This window comes from Paractinoplanes ferrugineus (assembly GCF_016862195.1).
GTDB classification, from domain to species: domain Bacteria; phylum Actinomycetota; class Actinomycetes; order Mycobacteriales; family Micromonosporaceae; genus Actinoplanes; species Actinoplanes ferrugineus.
In genome coordinates, this window is record NZ_BOMM01000004.1 from 1 (window position 1) to 17,111 (window position 17,111).

Genomic DNA, 17,111 nt, shown 5'->3' on the forward strand with positions numbered 1-17,111 from the left:
GGCTCATGCCGCCCCGCCCTTACCACTAGGAGTGGCCGTGTCCCTCACCCAGCTCCGGCCGCCGCCGCAGCAAGCGTCGCCCCCGGCCAAACCGAGCCCGGCCAAGCTGTGGCTCTACCGGTTCGACATCAAGGCGACGCCGTACGTCTTCATCGCCCCGTTCTTCATCATCTTCGCGATCTTCGGGTTGTTCCCGATCGTCTACAACGGGGTCGTCTCGTTGCGGACCTGGCGGCTGACCGAGCCGGAGAAGGACGGATGGGCGGGCTTCGGGAACTTCAGCCGCCTTCTCTCCGACTCCGACTTCTGGAACGCTCTCTACAACACCCTCGGCATCTTCATCCTGTCGACGGTGCCGCAGTTGCTCGCCGCGCTGATCATCGCCAACCTGCTCAACCGCAAGCTGCGCGGGCAGACGTTCTGGCGGATCGGCATCCTGCTGCCCTACCTGACCCCGGTGGTCGCGTCGACGCTGGTCTTCGCGGTGTTCTTCGCCCGGGACAACGGCATGGCGAACTGGTTCCTCTCGCTCGTCGGTTACGGCCAGGAGCAGCCGATCGACTGGCGGGCGTCCAAGTGGAGCAGCTGGATCGCCATCGCCACGATGGTCAACTGGAAGTGGATCGGCTACAACGCGTTGCTCTATCTGTCCGCGATGCAGGCCATTCCCAAGGACGTGTACGAGGCGGCCGCCGTCGACGGTGCCGGACCGTGGCGGCAGCTGTGGCGCATCACCGTCCCGATGATCCAGCCGGTGGTGGTGTTCACCGTGATCCTGTCGACCATCGGCGGCCTCCAGCTGTTCAACGAGCCGATGATGTTCGACGAGAACCCGCAGTCGGCCGGCGGTGGCTCGGCGCACCAGTTCCAGACCATCGCCCAGCTGATCTACAAGGTCGGCTGGAAGGACCTCAACCTCGGGTACGCGGCCGCGATCTCGTGGGCGTTGTTCATCATCATTCTGATCGTCGCCGCGATCAACGCCATGCTCACCAAGCGCATCGGAGGGGACCGGTGACCACGTTCGTGACCCGGGCGCCGCAGGAGACCCGCGGCAGTTGGAAGACGTACCTCGGCCTGGTTCTGGTCCTGGTCTTCTCGGCCTTTCCCGTGTACTGGATGTTCGTCATCGCGACGAGCACCGACGCGGCCGTCTCGCAGATCCCGCCGTCGGTGATCCCCGGCGGCGAGCTGATGAACAACCTGCGCGAAGTCTTCACGATGAACGAGGTCTACTTCACCGCCTCGTTGATCAACAGCTTCATCGTGTCTTCGGTGATCACCCTGTCGACGCTGTTCTTCTGCTCGCTGGCCGGGTTCGCCTTCGCGAAACTGCACTTCCCGGCGCGTAACGCGCTGATGTTCGTGGTGATCCTGACCCTTACCGTGCCCAACCAGCTCGGCGTGGTGGCCCTCTACATCCTGATGGGCAAGCTCGGCTGGAACGGCACTCTGCTCGCGGTCATCGCCCCGGGTCTGGTCAGCGCGTTCGGCGTCTTCTACATGCGGCAGTTCATCGCCCACGCGGTGCCGGACGAGCTGGTCGAGGCGGCCCGGATCGACGGCGCGATGACCCTGCGGGTCTATTGGAGCATCGTGCTTCCGGCGATCCGGCCCGCGCTCGCCGTGCTCGGCCTGCTGACCTTCGTGATGGCGTGGAACGACTTCCAGTGGCCGCTGATCACGCTGAACGGCACCGAGTTCCCCACCTCGATGGTCGCGCTCAGTGACCTGGCCAGCGGTAACTATGTGATCTACCGCCGGGTGCTGGCCGGCGCGTTCGTGGCTACGGTTCCGCTTATCGTTCTGCTCCTTCTCGGTGGCCGGCAGATCGTTCGCGGGATCATGGAAGGCGCTGTCAAGTCCTGATCTTCGGGGCTGACCAGGTCAAAGGGAGAACTGTGAAACACCTGCACGAAGGCTGGACGATCGCCGGTGGCGAGATCACCGACCTGCCGGCGACCGTGCCCGGGTGCGTGCACACCGCGCTGCTCGCCGCCGGCCGGATCGAGGACCCGTACCTCGACGAGAACGAGACGAAGCTGGCCTGGATCGGGCGCACGTCGTGGGAGTACTCGACGACGTTCACGCCCGACCTCGACGCACCCCGGATCGATCTTGTCTGCGCCGGCCTCGACACGGTGGCCTCGGTCGAGCTGAACGGTGCTCCGGTCGGCCGGACCGCGAACATGCACCGGGGCTACCGCTTCGACGTGCGGCCACTCCTGCGGGCGGGTGCCAACTCCCTGAAGATCAAATTCGACAGCCCTTACGCGTACGCCGAGGAAGTGCGCGCGGATCTCGGGGAGCGGCCCAACGCGTACCCCGAGCCGTTCAACTTCATTCGGAAGCAGGCCTGCAATTTCGGCTGGGACTGGGGCCCGACGCTTGTCACGTCGGGCATCTGGCAGCCGATCGGGCTGCACTCCTGGTCGGTGGCCCGGTTCGCCGAGGTCCGCCCGCAGGTGACGGTGGCGCCCGACGGTACCGGCCGGGTCGAGGTGCGGGTGCGACTCGAACGGGCGGCCGAGGAACCGGTGACGATCACCGCCTCGGTCGCCGGTCGTCGCGCCCAGGCCACCGTCGACGGCATCGAGGCGCTGCTGATCCTCACCGTCGACGAGCCCGCCCTGTGGTGGCCGCGCGGTCTCGGCGACCAGGCCCGTTACGACCTGGACGTGGTGCTGTCGTCGGCGGCGGGCGAGCTCGACTCCTGGTCCCGCAAGATCGGCTTTCGCTCGGTGCGCGTCGACACCACCGGCGACGCGTTCACGCTGCACATCAACAACACCCCGATTTTCGTACGTGGGGTGAACTGGATCCCCGACGACGTGTTCGCGGACCGGATCGTCGCCTCCCGGCTGCGCGAGCGGTTCGTCCAGGCGGCCGACGCGAACGTCAACTACCTGCGCGTCTGGGGCGGCGGCCGGTACGAGTCGGAGGACTTCTACGACCTCGCCGACGAGATGGGTTTCCTGGTCGGGCAGGACTTCCTGTTCGCCTGCGCCGCGTACCCCGAGGAAGAGCCGCTGCGCGGCGAGGTCGAGGCCGAGGCCCGCGAGAACGTGGTGCGCCTCAGCTCGCACCCCAGCCTCGTCATGTGGACCGGCAACAACGAGAACATCTGGGGCCACGAGGACTGGAACTGGAAGGCGCCGCTGGCCGGCCGCACGTGGGGGGCCGGCTACTACTTCGACCTGCTGCCCCGCCTGATGGCCGAGCTCGACCCGGCCCGCTTCTACTGGCCCGGCAGCCCGTACTCCGGTGATTCGAAACGGCACCCCAACGACCCGGTGGCCGGCACCACGCACATCTGGGACGTGTGGAACACCGACGACTACACGAAGTACGCGGCCTACCGCCCCCGCTTCGTGGCCGAGTTCGGCTTCCAGGCCCCACCGACCTACGCGACGTTGAAGCGCGCCCTCTCGGACGACCCGCTGGCGCCCGACTCGCCCGGCATGGCGCACCACCAGAAGGCGATCGGCGGCGACCAGAAACTCGAACGCGGCCTCGCCAACCACCTGCCGGCACCGCGCGACTTCGACGACTGGCACTACCTGACCCAGCTCAACCAGGCGCGCGCGGTGTCCTTCGGCATCAGGCATTTCCGCTCGCTCCGTCCACTGTGCATGGGCAGCATCATGTGGCAGCTCAACGACTGCTGGCCGGTGACCTCCTGGGCGGCCATCGACGGCGACGGGCGCAAGAAGCCGCTGTGGTACGCGATGCGCGACGCCTACGCCGACCACCTGTTGACGTTGCAGCCCCGTACGGCCGAGGCCCCGAAAGCCGGCGGCCCCGACCCGGTGGCACCCGGCGCGGTTTTCGTGGCCGAGGGTGCCCCCGCCCTGGTGGCCGTGAACGACGGCGGCACCCCCTGGGTCGTCGCCGCCACGGTCACCCGGCGCAGCCTGTCCGGCCATGTCCTGGCCGCCTCGTTCCTGAACGCGACGGTCGCCCCCGGCAGCGCGGTGACGATCCCGCTTCCGGTCGACCTGACCACCCCCGAGGACCCGACCCGCGAGCTGCTTCTGGCCGAATCCGGCTCGGAACGCTCGTTCTTCCTCTTCGCCGCGGACAAGGACATCGACTGGCCGGCGCCAAACTTCACCACGCGGGTGACGACCGAGGGAAAGTCCACAAAGGTCGCGGTGACCGCCACGTCGATCCTGCGGTCGCTGACCCTCTTCCCGGACCGCCTCGACCCGTCTGCCTCCCCGGACCGGGCCGACGTGACCCTGCTCCCCGGCGAAACCGTCACTTTCACCGTCACCTCGGAGGAGTCCCTCGACGAAAAGGCGTTGGTCGGCCGTCCCGTCCTGAGGTGCGTCAACGACCTGACCTGAGGCACCCCGAGCCGAAGCCGACCCGGGGGTCAGGTGTTCGGCGAAGCGTGGACCGGTGGCCGGCCGCCCAGCAGAATGTCGTGGTCGGTGCGGTCACCGGTCATCTCCACCCGGCTGGCCACCGGGGCGTGGCCGCTCGCCGCGATCGTGTAGACCCCCGGGGGCAGATCCCGCATCTCGTACCGTCCGTCGCCGTCGGTGGTGGTCGAACCGGAGACCTCGCCCAGCTCGTTCACCGCGACCACCGACGCCTCGGGGATCGGCCGCCCCGACGAGGCCGCCCGGACCGTGCCGGTCAAGGTTCCGCCGATGGTCAGGACCAGATCGGCCGGACGCGTACGGCCCGCCGAGATGATTCTGGTGGCCGGCCGGGCATGCTCGGCCGTCGCCGTGAGCAGGTAGTCGGCCGGTTCCAGCCCCGCCAGCCGATAGCGACCCTCGGAGTCGGTGCGCGCTGTCGCCACCACTGTGCCCGCCAGATCGGTGAGCGTCACCGGCGCGCCGACCACCGGCCGGCCGCGGCGATCAGTGATGCGACCCACGACGTGGCTGGCCCCGGCCAGCGACAGCACCCGGCGGATCTCCCCGGAGCCGGCGTTCACCAGCACCGCCGCCGGCTGGTGGTCCACCGCCGCGCAGATCAGCATGAACGTGCCGCCGTGCGGCAGCTCCAGCCGGAACTCGCCGTCCGGCTCAGTGATGGTGTGCGCGACGTGCCCACCCTCGAAGTCGGCCACCGTCACTGTCGCCCCGGCCAGCACGTCCCCGTCGGGCCCGTCGATCCGCCCGCTGATCACCGGCCCGGGAACAGCGCGCTGCTGGGCTTGCGGCGGCACCGCAGCCGCCGCCGCTCGCGAAGCCGCCCCAGCACGCGCCGAAAAGAATGATCCAGGCCCGGACCGCGACGCGGATGCCGCACCGGTGAACGGTGTGGACCCGGCTTGCGGCGCCGAGGCGGCGACAGCGGCGTCGGGCTGCGCGGCGACGGCGGCGTCGGGCTGCGCGGCGACGGCGGCGTCGGGCTGCGCGGCGACGGGCGAGTGGGGCTGGCCGGAGGCGGCGGCGTTGGGCGGGGCGGAGACGGGCGGGTTGGGTGGGGCGGAGGCGAAGGCGGCGGGGGTGCGCGGTGCGGGGGCGGGGTATGGCGCGGAGGCCGCAGCGGTGGAGGCGGGCCCGGAGAGCGAGGCGGACGGCGCGGGGGTTGAGCGGGCGGAATCCGCTGCGGCGGAGTGGGTTTCAGCGGCGGTGACGGGCGCCGGGGCGAAGTCTGCCGGGGTTGCGTCGCTGTCGGTGGCCGGGACTGTGGCCGCCCCGATGGGTGTGGGTAATTGGGCGGGTGTGGGTGGTTGGGCGGGTGTGGGTGGCTGGGCGGGTGTGGGTGGTTGAGCCGGGGACGGCGGTGCGGTGGGGGCGTCGGGGTGGGTGGCTTTGTGGGGCTGGGCGCGCAGGGGGGCGTTCGGCAGGAGCAGGAACAGGACGAAAGCTACGACCAGGATGGCGGCGGCGAGCAGGAAGATGTGGTCCATCGCTGTCGAGAAGCCGGACTGGAACGGGCGGGCCAGTGCGGGGGACGCCTTCGCCAGGAAGGAAGTGTCGTCGAGCGAGGTGTGGCCGCCGCTGTGCAGGGTGTCCAGCAACGGCTTGTTGGCGGGTAGGGCGGCCAGGGCCGGGTCGGTGGTGGCGCGGCGGGCGGCGTCGGTGGCGAAGGCGTCGGCGATCCGGTCGCCGACCGTACCGAACAGGATGGAAAGGAAGATCGCGGTGCCGGCGGTGGCGCCCATCTGGCGGAAGAACGTGGCGGAGGCGGTGGCAACGCCGATCTCGCTGGGGGCCATCGCGTTCTGCACGGCCAGGGTGATCGGCTGGAGCACGAAACCGAGGCCGAGGCCGAAGAGGCCCATGAAGACGCCGGTGCGCCAGAACGGGGTGTCGACGCCGAGGGTGGCCAGAAGCAGCAGACCGAAGACCATCAGAAGGGCACCGACCATGGGGTACGGCTGGTAGCGCCCGGTCCGGCTGATGAGCTGCCCGGACCCCAGCGAGCCGACCATGATGCCGGCGGTCAGCGGCAGGAGTTGCAGGCCCGACTCGGTGGGCGTGGCCCCGCGCACGATCTGCAGATAGAGGGGGAGCAGCGCGAGTCCGCCGAACATCCCCATCCCGATCACGAAACCGCCGGCCGAGGTCAGCGCGAACGTGCGGTTGCGGAAGAAGCGCAGGGGGATCAGCGCCTCCTCCTTCATGTGCGCCTCGGCGACCAGGAAGGCGAGCAGGCCGACCAGGCCGACGGCGAAGCAGGCGATCGAGCGCAGGTCGGTCCAGCCCCAGGTGCGGCCCTGTTCGGCCACGGTGAGCAGCGGTACGAGGCAGACGCAGATGGTGGCCGCGCCCCACCAGTCGATGCGGTGGTCGCGCCGGTTGTGCGGCAGCTTCAGGACGCGGGCCACGACGAACAGGGCGACGGCGCCGATCGGCACGTTCACCAGGAACACCCAGCGCCAGCCGGCGATGCCGAGGATCTGGTCGGCGCCGGCGAAGAAGCCGCCGATGACCGGGCCGAGAACGCTCGACATGCCGAAGACGCCGAGGAAGTAGCCCTGGTAGCGAGGACGGTCGCGAGCGGGAACGACGTCCGCGATGATCGCCAGGGCGAGGGAGAACAGGCCGCCGGCGCCGAGTCCCTGCAGCGCCCGGCAGCCGGCGAGGGTGTACATCGAGGTGGCGAACGAGCAGGCGGCCGACCCGACGACGAAGATCGCGATGGCGGCCAGGAAGAAGCGCTTGCGGCCGTAGATGTCGGAGAGCTTGCCGTACAGCGGGGTCGAGATGGTCGCGGTGATCAGGTATGCCGTGGTCACCCAGGCCTGCATCGACAGCCCGTGCAGGTCGTCGCCGATGGTGCGGATCGCCGACGCCACGATCGTCTGGTCGAGGGCCGCGAGGAACATGCCGAGCATCAGTCCGGCGAGCACCTCGAGAATCTGGCGATGACTTAGTTGGGGTGCTTCATCAACGCTCACCACCACGCAACGAGCCATCCCGCCGGAAGTTGCCCGGCGGGAACGAACTTCCCGCCGGGCGGCCGGCTCAGCTGGTGTACGCGCCGGCGTCGAGGTCGGCCAGCAGGCTCGGACCGGTCGGGTTCCAGCCCAGGGCGTGCCGGGTGTGGTCGCTGGACACCGGCATGTCCATCGCGAAGAACCGGGCCAGCCACTCGAAGTGCTCGTCGGCGACGGGCTTCACCGGGAGGTCGAGGGCCTGGCCGATCGCCTCGGCGATCTCCTTGGTGGTGACGCCCTGGTCGGCGACCGCGTGCCAGGACGTGCCGGCCGGGGCCTGTTCGACGATGAGCCGGACCAGGACCGCGGCGTCCGACACGTGGACGGCGGACCAGCGGTTGGTGCCGGTGCCGGGGTAGCCGCTGACCCCGGTGCGGCGGGCGATGTCGACGAGGGCGGCGGTGAAGCCGTAGTCGCCGCGGCCGTGCACGGTGGGGGCGAACCGGACGACCGTCGCGCGGACGCCCCGGTCGGCGTAGGAGAGGCAGGCCGCCGCGTTGGCCATCCGCGGGTAGGCATCCGGGTCGGGGCGGTCCTGCTCGGTGGCCACCCGGCCGGTGGCCAGGCCGGCCACGCCGGACGCGATCACGAACGGCTTGCCGCTGCCCTCGAGGGCTTGGCCGAGCGCGTCGATCGCGGCCCGGTCGGTGCGGGCGCCCTCGGCGATCCCGGCGGGGGAGAAGTCGTGTTTGTAGCCGAGGTGGATCACGCCGTCGGAGTCGGCGGCGGCGGCCCGCAGGCCGTCGAGGTCGTCGAGGTCGCCCCGGCGGACCTCGGCGCCGGCCGCCTCGAGTTTGGCGGCGGAGGCGTCCGAGCGGGCGAGACCCACGACCTGGTGGCCGGCCCGCAGAAGCTCGGCGACGGTGGCGGAGCCGATCCAGCCGGAAGCGCCGGTGACGAAGATGCGCATGATGGGGTCCTTCCGTGATGTCACTTAATGACATCACTGACGCTAGCACAGGTGATGTCACTTGATGACATGACTAGAATCATCCCGTGGCTAGATGGCAGGAAGGTGCGGCGGGTCGCCTCCAGGGGGCGGCACTGCGGCTCTACGCGGAGCGCGGCTATGAGCAGACGACGGTGGCCGAGATCGCGAGCGAGGTCGGCCTGACCGCGCGCACGTTCTTCCGCTACTTCGCCGACAAGCGCGAGGTGCTCTTCGCGGGCTCGGCGCAGCTGCGCGACGGGATGGCCGCCGCGGTTGCCGGGGCGCCGGCGACGGCCGGGCCGATGGCGGCGGTCTCGGCCGGTCTGGAGGCGTCGCTGGCCTTCCTCGGGGGAGACCACGCGCACTCGAGCGCCCGGCACTCGGTCATCACGGCCAACGCCGAACTGCGCGAACGAGAGCTGATCAAGATGGCGTCGCTGGCCGAAGCCATGGCCGAGGCGCTGTGCCGGCGGGGCGTGCCGGCCGCCGACGCGAGCCTGGCCGCCGAGGCCGGCACGGTGGTGTTCCGGGTGGCGTTCGAGCAGTGGGTGACCGGCCCGCCGGACGCCTCACTGCCGGACCTGATGCACGCGACGCTCGCCCGGCTGACCGAGGTGACCGCGCCCCGCTGACCGGGGTTCCGCCGCCCGGGTTTCCGCCGCCCGGGTTCTGCGGGCCGGGTTCCGCGGGCCGGGTTCTGCGGACCGGCAGCGGCGCCGGGCCGGCAGCGGGCCGACGGCCGTGGCCACGCACCCGGCCAGTGCGTGGCCACGGAACTGTCGTTTCTGCGGTTGTGGGCGTTTATGCCCGTATCATTCAGGCACTTTGCGGTAGGCGCCGTCGCTGGCGCTGGTGGCCATCGAGGCATAGGCCCGCAGGGCCGCCGACACCGGGCGGACGCGGTTCTCCGGGGTGTACGGCTTGGGGCGGCGTTCCTGTTCGTGGCGACGCTGCGCGAGTGTCTCGTCGTCGACGTTCAGCGAGATGCCCCGGCCGGGGATGTCGATGGTGATCTCGTCGCCGGTCTCGATGAGCGCGATCAGGCCGCCGGAGGCCGCCTCCGGCGAGACGTGGCCGATCGACAGGCCGCTGGTGCCGCCGGAGAACCGGCCGTCGGTGATCAGGGCGCAGGCCTTGCCCAGGCCACGGCCCTTGAGGAAGCTCGTGGGGTAGAGCATCTCCTGCATGCCGGGGCCGCCGCGCGGGCCCTCGTAGCGGATCACCACGACGTCGCCCTCGACCACCTGCTTGCCGAGGATGCCGTCGACGGCGGCGTCCTGGGACTCGAAGACCCGGGCCGGGCCGGTGAACTTCCAGAGCGTTTCGTCGACGCCCGCCGTCTTGACCACGCAGCCGTCGGGGGCGAGGTTGCCGAAGAGGATCGCCAGGCCGCCGTCGACCGTGTAGGCGTGGTCCATGCTGCGGATGCAGCCGTTCTCGCCGTCGGTGTCGAGCGTCGCCCAGCGGTTGCTGGTGCTGAACGGCTGGGTGGTGCGGACGCCGCCGGGGGCCGCGTGGAAGAGTTCCAGCGCCTCCTCGGACGGCGAGCCGCCGCGGATGTCCCACTCGCCGAGCCAGCCGGCCAGGTCGGGCGAGTGGATCGAGCGCACATCGGTGTTGAGCACGCCGCCGCGGTAGAGCTCGCCGAGCAGGGCGGGGATGCCACCGGCCCGGTGCACGTCCTCCATGTGGTATTTCGGGCTGTTCGGGGCGACCTTCGACAGGCACGGGACCCGCCGGGAGATGGCATCCATGTCGGCCACGCTGAAGTCGAGCTCGGCCTCGCGGGCCGCCGCCAGCAGGTGCAGCACCGTGTTGGTGGAGCCGCCCATCGCCACGTCGAGCGCCACCGCGTTCTCGAACGCGCTGCGGTTGGCGATGTTGCGCGGGAGCACGCTCTCGTCGTCGTTCTCGTAGTACTGCTTCGCGATGTCGACGATCAGGGCGCCGGCCTTCTCGAAGAGCGCCCGGCGGGAGGCGTGCGTGGCGAGCGTCGAGCCGTTGCCCGGCAGCGCCAGGCCGATCGCCTCGGTGAGGCAGTTCATCGAGTTGGCGGTGAACATGCCGGAGCAGGAGCCGCAGGTGGGACAGGCCGACCGCTCGATGGTGCCGAGTTGCTCGTCGGTGACGTTCTCGTTCGCGCTGGCGCTCATCGCGTCGACCAGGTCGAGTTTCTCGTGCACGACGCCCTCGATCGCGACCGTCTTGCCGGCCTCCATCGGGCCGCCGGAGACGAAGACCGTCGGGATGTTGAGCCGCAGGGCGGCGATCAGCATGCCGGGCGTGATCTTGTCGCAGTTCGAGATGCAGACCAGGGCGTCGGCGCAGTGCGCGTTGACCATGTATTCGACCGCGTCGGCGATCAGCTCGCGGCTGGGCAGGGAATAGAGCATGCCGCCGTGGCCCATCGCGATGCCGTCGTCGACGGCGATGGTGTTGAACTCGCGGCCGACGCCGCCGGCCGCGGCGATCGAGTCGGCCACGATGCCGCCGAGGTCTTTGAGGTGCACATGACCCGGTACGAACTGGGTGTAGCTGTTGGCGATCGCCACGATGGGCTTGCCGAAGTCGTCGTCGGTCATCCCGGTGGCGCGCCACAAGGCGCGCGCGCCGGCCATGGTCCGACCGTGGGTCGAGGTCCGGGAACGCAGGTCAGGCATCCCCTCAGTGTGCCACTGCGGCTTGCGAGAAAAGCCAGTCGAGTCCACTGCGCGGGATTTCCATTCGGCGCGAGATCGGGCACAGTGTTCCCGTGCAATCACCGTCCGGCGTGGAGCTGGCGGGGCTCGCCGGTCTTCTGATCGCCGTCCCGGCCGTCGCCCTGCTGGGCAATTCCGGTCGCCGGCACACCGGTGCGGCCCGCCGGGCCCACCTCATCCTGGCCCTCGGCGGCGCGCTGGCCACCGCGGCGGCCCTCGCCGGCGTGCTGAGCGCGCTGATCACCGACGCGCCGGTCCCGCGCATGCACCTCGGCTCGGCGGTGGCCCTCGGCACCGCGATCGGCACCCTCACCCTGCTCGTGGGCACCGCCCTGTTGCCGGGCGCGGCGGAAAGCCCGGGCGCGGCCCTGCGCCACCTGCTCGACGGGGTGGTGATCGCGGCGGCGCTCTGGTTCGTCGGCTGGGTGCTGCTCAGCCAGCCGACCCACCTGCTGGGCGGGGCCACCCCGATCGCCTGCCCGGCGATCCTGCTGCCGGCCGGGCTCGCGGTCATCTCCCTGGGCCTGACCGTCGTGCTGGCCCTGCACGCGCACCGGCCCCGGCTGACCACCGTGCGGGTGGCCGGCGGGGTGACCGTGGTGGCCGCCGCGGCGATGGCCGTGGGCGGCGGCATCTGCCAGAACCTCGACGTCGACGTGCTCCTCGGCGCGTTGCTGCTGCCGGGCGGGCTGTTCATGATCGGGCGCGCGGTGAAGGTGGCCGACCGCCCGGTCGAGGTGGTCGGCGACGTCAGCGAGCGCGGCACGGCGTACGCGGTGGTGCCGATGTTCGCCATGGTCGTCGCGCTCGGCTGGCATCTCGCCCGGGGCGGCGAGTTCGACTTCTACGGTTATCTGGGCGCGAGCGTCGAGGGCTTCGCGCTGGTCGCCCGGCAATACCTGGCCCTCGGCGACGTGAAGCGATACACCTTGCGACTGCGGCAGAGCGAGGCCCACTTCCGCGAGCTGGCCCACACCGACCCGCTGACCGGGCTGGCCAACCGGCGCGGCCTGCAGCGGGCGCTCAAGGAGTGCAACGGCCCGGCTGAGCCGCTCGTGCTCGTCGGCATCGATCTCGACGGCTTCAAGACGGTCAACGACATGCGCGGCCACGACGTGGGCGACGCGGTGCTCGTCGAGGTGGGCGAGCGGCTGCGGCGCAACCTGCTGGCCGGTGACGTGGCGGCCCGGCTGGGCGGCGACGAGTTCGCCATCCTGATGCGGGGCACCGCCGAGGAGGCGACCCTCACCGCGCATCGGCTGCTGGCGGTGCTGGGCGAGCCGTACGAGGTGGAGGGCATTTCCATCTTCCTGTCGGCCAGCCTGGGCGTGGCCGACACCGGCGAGCTGATCCGCGACGCCGACCTGGCGCTGCGGTACGCGAAACAGCGCGGCAAGAACCGGGTCGAGCGCTACCAGGCCCGTTACGACGAGCTGCTGCGGCGCCGCGGCACCCTGGAGAGCGAGCTGCGCCACGCGATCGACCGCGAGCAGCTGCGCCTGGTCTTCCAGCCGGTGGTGGCGCTGCCGTCGATGCGGCCGGTCGGCGCCGAGGCGCTGCTGCGCTGGCACCACCCGACGCTCGGTGCGGTACGGCCGGACGAGTTCATCCCGGTGGCCGAGGAGTCCGGCCTGATCAACCGGATCGGCTCGTGGGTGCTCGACAACGCCTGCAAACAGCTCGCCGACTGGCTGAGCAAGGGCCACGACGTCTGGGTGTCGGTGAACCTGTCACCCAAGGAGTTGCACGCCGCCGACTACGCCGGCCAGGTCGCCGACGTGCTGGCCGAGCACGGTGTGCCGGCCCAGCGGCTGGTGCTGGAGGTCACCGAGCACGCCGTCGCCACCGACATGGAGGAGCTGATCGGCCGGCTGACCGAGCTGCGGACCACCGGCGTCCGGATCGCGCTCGACGACTTCGGGGCCGGCTATTCCTCGCTCAGCCAGCTGCGCACCCTGCCGGTCGACATCCTCAAGATCGACCGGCTGCTGGTGGCCGAACCGGAGTCGCGCACCGGCGAGGCCGCCCCCCTCGTCGACGTGGTGGTCCGGCTCGGGCACCGGCTCGGTCTCGAGGTGCTGGCCGAGGGGATCGGCACGCCCGCGCAACGGTCCGCGGTCGAGGAGGCGGGGTGCCGGCTCGGGCAGGGCTCGCTGTTCGGCTGGGGCGTGCCGGCCGAGCATCTGGAGGCTCAGTTGGACGGACTCCGCACCGGCACCCGGCCGGTGCCGCAGCCGCGCAACGAGCCGCCGAAGGGCGCGACCGCACGCAGCCAGGTGGTGACCCTCGGGCCGGGAATGAGGCAGCTCAGGGCTGTTCTGCCGACAGATCCCGCGTTCGGGGCATTGACAGCTGACCAAAATGTGGGATCAGTTGACTCGCCGAGTGAGATGGGGCAACCTTAGGCGCATGTGCTTCGCGTCCCGAGTACTTAGTTGAGCGCACTCCTGCCGTAGCAAGTCGGCAAGGGTGCGCTAGGTCCCGTGCTTCTACAGCACGCGGGCCTTTTTTGTTGCTCTGATTACGACGGACGACTACCGAGAAGGTTCGAATAAGCCATGACGAGACCCACTCCTGAGACGCTTGCCCACCGAGCCAACCCCGCCACCGTCGCGGCCGGCACCCCGGCCTCGGCCGTAGTCGCCCCGGTGCCCACCTCCGGTGCCGGCGCTCTCGTTCGGTCGCTCGAGGCGCTCGGGGTCGAGGTCGTCTTCGGCATCCCGGGCGGGACCATCCTGCCGGCGTACGACCCGCTGTTCGACTCCAAGGTCCGGCACATCCTGGTCCGGCACGAGCAGGGCGCGGGGCACGCCGCCACCGGCTACGCCCAGGCCACCGGCAAGGTCGGGGTCTGCATGGCGACCAGCGGGCCGGGTGCCACCAACCTGGTCACCGCGATCGCCGACGCGTACATGGACTCGGTGCCGATCGTCGCGATCACCGGCCAGGTCTCCCGCTCGGCGATCGGCACGGACGCCTTCCAGGAAGCCGACATCCAGGGCATCACGCTGCCGATCACCAAGCACAACTTCCTGGTGCAGACCCCGGAGGAACTGCCCCGGGTGCTCGCCGAGGCGTTCCACCTGGCGGCCACCGGCCGGCCCGGCCCGGTGCTCGTCGACATCCCCAAGGACGTGCAGCAGGCGCAGACCACGTTCGCCTGGCCGCCGACCCTGGACCTGCCCGGTTACCGGCCGACCCTGCACCCGCACGGCAAGCAGATCCGCGAGGCGGCCCGGCTGATCGCGGCGGCCCGGCGCCCGGTGCTCTACGTCGGCGGCGGCGTGCTGAAGGCCGGTGCCACCGAGGGATTGCGCAAGCTGGCCGAGCTGACCGGCATCCCGGTGGTCACCACGCTGATGGCGCTCGGTGCGTTCCCCGACTCGCATGAGCAGCACCTGGGCATGCCCGGCATGCACGGCACCGTCCCGGCGGTCTACGCGCTGCAGAAGTCGGACCTGCTGATCACCCTGGGCGCCCGCTTCGACGACCGGGTGACCGGCCAGCTGGACTCGTTCGCGCCGGACGCCAAGGTGGTGCACGCCGACATCGACCCGGCCGAGATCGGCAAGAACCGGCACGCCGACGTTCCGATCGTGGGCGACGCGCGGCACGTGATCGACGAGCTGATCGCCGCGGTCTCGGCGTCGGCCGGCGGCAAGGCGCAGTACGAGCCGTGGTGGGCGGCCCTGAACGAGCTGCGGGACCGTTACCCGCTGGGCTACGAGGAGCCGACCGACGGCACCCTGGCCCCGCAGTACGTGATCGAGCGGATCGGCGAGCTGGTCGGCCCGGACGCGATCTACGTGGCCGGCGTCGGTCAGCACCAGATGTGGGCCTCGCAGTTCATCAAGTACGAGAAGCCCGGCACCTGGCTCAACTCGGGCGGCGCCGGAACGATGGGCTACGCGGTCCCGGCCGCGATGGGCGCCAAGGTCGGCCGGCCGGAGACGGCGGTGTGGGCGATCGACGGCGACGGTTGTTTCCAGATGACCAACCAGGAGCTGGCCACCTGCGCCCTGGAGGGCATCCCGGTCAAGATCGCCGTGATCAACAACGGCAACCTGGGCATGGTCCGGCAGTGGCAGACGCTGTTCTACGAGGGCCGCTACTCCAACACCGAGCTGGGCACGCACAAGCACCGCATCCCGGATTTCGTGAAGCTGGCCGAGGCGCTCGGCTGCGTGGGGCTGCGTTGCGAGTCCAAGGACGATGTCGACAAGATCATCAAGCAGGCCATGGAGATCAACGACGCCCCCGTGGTCATCGACTTCACGGTCGGCAAGGACGCCATGGTCTGGCCGATGGTTGCCGCCGGAAAGAGCAATGACGAGATCATGTTCGCCCGCGACGTGCGCCCCGAGTTCGAAGAGGACGACCTCTAGTTGTGGCCGCCCGCACCGAGTGGCAATCAGCCCAAGCTGACAACGGCCTCGCAGACGAGGGCCAGAAGGACATGACCAGGAGGCTCAGATGAACAAGCACACGCTTTCGGTGCTGGTCGAGAACAAGCCCGGTGTGCTGGCCCGGGTCAGTGGGCTGTTCTCCCGGCGTAGCTTCAACATCGATTCGCTGGCGGTGGGCGAGACCGAGAACCCGGACGTCTCCCGCATCACGATCGTGGTCAACGCCGACTCCTCACCCCTGGAGCAGGTGACCAAGCAGCTCAACAAGCTGGTGAACGTGCTGAAGATCGTCGAGCTGGACCCCCAGCAGTCGGTTCAGCGCGAGCTCCTGCTGGTCAAGGTGCGCGCCGACCGTGCGCAGCGCGGCCAGGTCCTCGAGACGGTGGAACTGTTCCGGGCGAAGGTGATCGACGTCGCCCCGGACACCCTCACTATCGAGGCGACGGGTAACCCCGACAAACTGGACGCGTTGCTGCGCGACCTCGAGCCGTACGGCATCAAGGAGATGGTGCAGTCGGGCCTGGTGGCCATCGGCCGCGGCTCCCGCTCCATCACGACCGGCCCGGCGCTCCGCGCCGCCTGATTCACAAAGGAAAGAAATGACCGCGGAAGTTTTTTACGACGACGACGCCGACCTGTCGATCATCCAGGGCAAGAAGGTCGCCGTGATCGGCTACGGCAGCCAGGGCCACGCCCACTCGCTGTCGCTGCGCGACTCGGGCGTCGAGGTGGTCGTCGGTCTGCAGGAGGGCTCGAAGAGCCGGGCCAAGGCCGAGGAGCAGGGCCTCGAGGTCAAGACGCCGGCCGAGGCCTCGGCCTGGGCTGACGTGATCATGGTGTTGGCGCCGGACACCGCCCAGCGCAAGATCTACACCGAGTCGATCGCCCCGAACCTGACCGCCGGCAAGGCGCTCTTCTTCGGCCACGGCCTCAACATCCGGTTCGAGCTCATCAAGCCGCCGGCCGACGTGACCGTCGCGATGGTCGCCCCCAAGGGCCCCGGCCACCTGGTGCGCCGCCAGTACGTGGACGGCAAGGGCGTGCCGTGTCTGGTGGCGGTCGAGCAGGACCCGACGGGCGACGGCCTCGCGCTCGCGCTCTCCTACGCGAAGGCGATCGGTGGGGCCCGCGCCGGCGTCATCAAGACCACCTTCAAGGAAGAGACCGAGACCGACCTGTTCGGCGAGCAGGCCGTGCTCTGCGGCGGCACCGCGGCGCTGGTGCAGACCGGTTTCGAGGTGCTCACCGAGGCCGGTTACGCCCCGGAGATCGCCTACTTCGAGTGCCTGCACGAGCTCAAGCTGATCGTCGACCTGATGTACGAGGGCGGCATCTCCCGGATGCGGTACAGCGTCTCGGACACCGCCGAGTTCGGTGACTACGTCAGCGGCCCGCGGGTCATCAACGCCGAGACCAAGGCCGAGATGAAGCGGATCCTCGCCGACATCCAGTCGGGTGAGTTCACCCGCCAGCTGATCGAGGACGACGACAACGGCCGCCCGCTCATGACCAAGTACCGCGAGCAGGGCGCCAACCACCCGATCGAGGTCACCGGCAAGAAGCTGCGCGACATGATGAGCTGGGTCGACCGGCCCATCACCGAGACCGCCTGACGCTTCCACCGCGGCGCCCGCCTTTGTTACAAAGGCGGGCGCCGACGCATTTTC

Annotated in this window: 11 protein-coding genes; 8 read left to right on the forward strand and 3 right to left on the reverse strand. The window is 70.1% G+C overall.

From position 1 onward, the window contains the following. Nucleotides 1–37 precede the first annotated feature (37 nt). Genes Afe05nite_RS04285 through Afe05nite_RS04295 form a run of 3 tightly spaced genes read left to right on the forward strand, consistent with a single transcriptional unit; the run spans nt 38 to nt 4,349 of the window. Nucleotides 38–1,018 carry a carbohydrate ABC transporter permease gene (locus Afe05nite_RS04285; protein WP_203815642.1) on the forward strand — a complete coding sequence of 327 codons (981 nt, stop codon included), beginning with the start codon at nt 38–40 and terminating at the stop codon, nt 1,016–1,018. After that, the gene (locus Afe05nite_RS04290) at nt 1,015–1,869 is read left to right on the forward strand and encodes a carbohydrate ABC transporter permease (RefSeq protein ID WP_203815643.1); all 855 of its coding nucleotides are present in this window, start codon (nt 1,015–1,017) and stop codon (nt 1,867–1,869) included. Before Afe05nite_RS04285 ends, Afe05nite_RS04290 begins: the two co-directional genes overlap by 4 nt. A 32-nt stretch (nt 1,870–1,901) precedes the next feature. Further along, nucleotides 1,902–4,349, forward strand: a complete 2,448-nt coding sequence (locus Afe05nite_RS04295; RefSeq protein WP_203815644.1) for a glycoside hydrolase family 2 protein — start codon at nt 1,902–1,904, stop codon at nt 4,347–4,349. A 29-nt stretch (nt 4,350–4,378) separates the two neighbouring features. Here Afe05nite_RS04295 and Afe05nite_RS04300 read toward each other — a convergent pair whose 3' ends face one another. Together Afe05nite_RS04300 and Afe05nite_RS04305 are read right to left on the reverse strand one after the other, a co-directional pair. Continuing rightward, complete coding sequence (locus Afe05nite_RS04300; RefSeq protein WP_239117545.1) at nt 4,379–7,321, reverse strand: MFS transporter; 2,943 nt, start codon at nt 7,319–7,321, stop codon at nt 4,379–4,381. A gap of 115 nt (nt 7,322–7,436) precedes the next feature. Further along, on the reverse strand, nt 7,437–8,318 hold the full coding sequence (locus Afe05nite_RS04305) for an SDR family oxidoreductase (protein WP_203815646.1): 882 nt from the start codon (nt 8,316–8,318) through the stop codon (nt 7,437–7,439). Between the two features lie 86 nt (nt 8,319–8,404). Between Afe05nite_RS04305 and Afe05nite_RS04310 the strand changes: the two genes are divergently transcribed. Continuing rightward, complete coding sequence (locus tag Afe05nite_RS04310) at nt 8,405–8,971, forward strand: TetR/AcrR family transcriptional regulator (RefSeq protein ID WP_239117546.1); 567 nt, start codon at nt 8,405–8,407, stop codon at nt 8,969–8,971. Nucleotides 8,972–9,151: 180 nt separating this feature from the next. Here Afe05nite_RS04310 and ilvD read toward each other — a convergent pair whose 3' ends face one another. Next, complete coding sequence (ilvD, locus tag Afe05nite_RS04315) at nt 9,152–10,999, reverse strand: dihydroxy-acid dehydratase (protein ID WP_203815647.1); 1,848 nt, start codon at nt 10,997–10,999, stop codon at nt 9,152–9,154. Between the two features lie 92 nt (nt 11,000–11,091). Here ilvD and Afe05nite_RS04320 point away from each other — a divergent pair, with 92 nt between their 5' ends. The 4 genes from Afe05nite_RS04320 to ilvC all read left to right on the forward strand — a co-directional run bounded on the left by Afe05nite_RS04320 (nt 11,092) and on the right by ilvC (nt 17,057). Beyond that, complete coding sequence (locus Afe05nite_RS04320) at nt 11,092–13,443, forward strand: putative bifunctional diguanylate cyclase/phosphodiesterase (protein ID WP_239117547.1); 2,352 nt, start codon at nt 11,092–11,094, stop codon at nt 13,441–13,443. A 153-nt stretch (nt 13,444–13,596) separates the two neighbouring features. Then, a complete protein-coding gene (locus Afe05nite_RS04325; protein ID WP_203815648.1) occupies nt 13,597–15,423 on the forward strand; it encodes an acetolactate synthase large subunit in 1,827 nt (608 codons plus the stop codon). 88 nt (nt 15,424–15,511) lie between these two features. Then, on the forward strand, nt 15,512–16,027 hold the full coding sequence (ilvN, locus tag Afe05nite_RS04330) for an acetolactate synthase small subunit (protein WP_020518072.1): 516 nt from the start codon (nt 15,512–15,514) through the stop codon (nt 16,025–16,027). Nucleotides 16,028–16,043: 16 nt separating this feature from the next. Beyond that, nucleotides 16,044–17,057, forward strand: coding sequence for a ketol-acid reductoisomerase (ilvC, locus tag Afe05nite_RS04335; protein WP_203815649.1), 1,014 nt, complete (start codon nt 16,044–16,046; stop codon nt 17,055–17,057). Nucleotides 17,058–17,111: the final 54 nt, after the last annotated feature.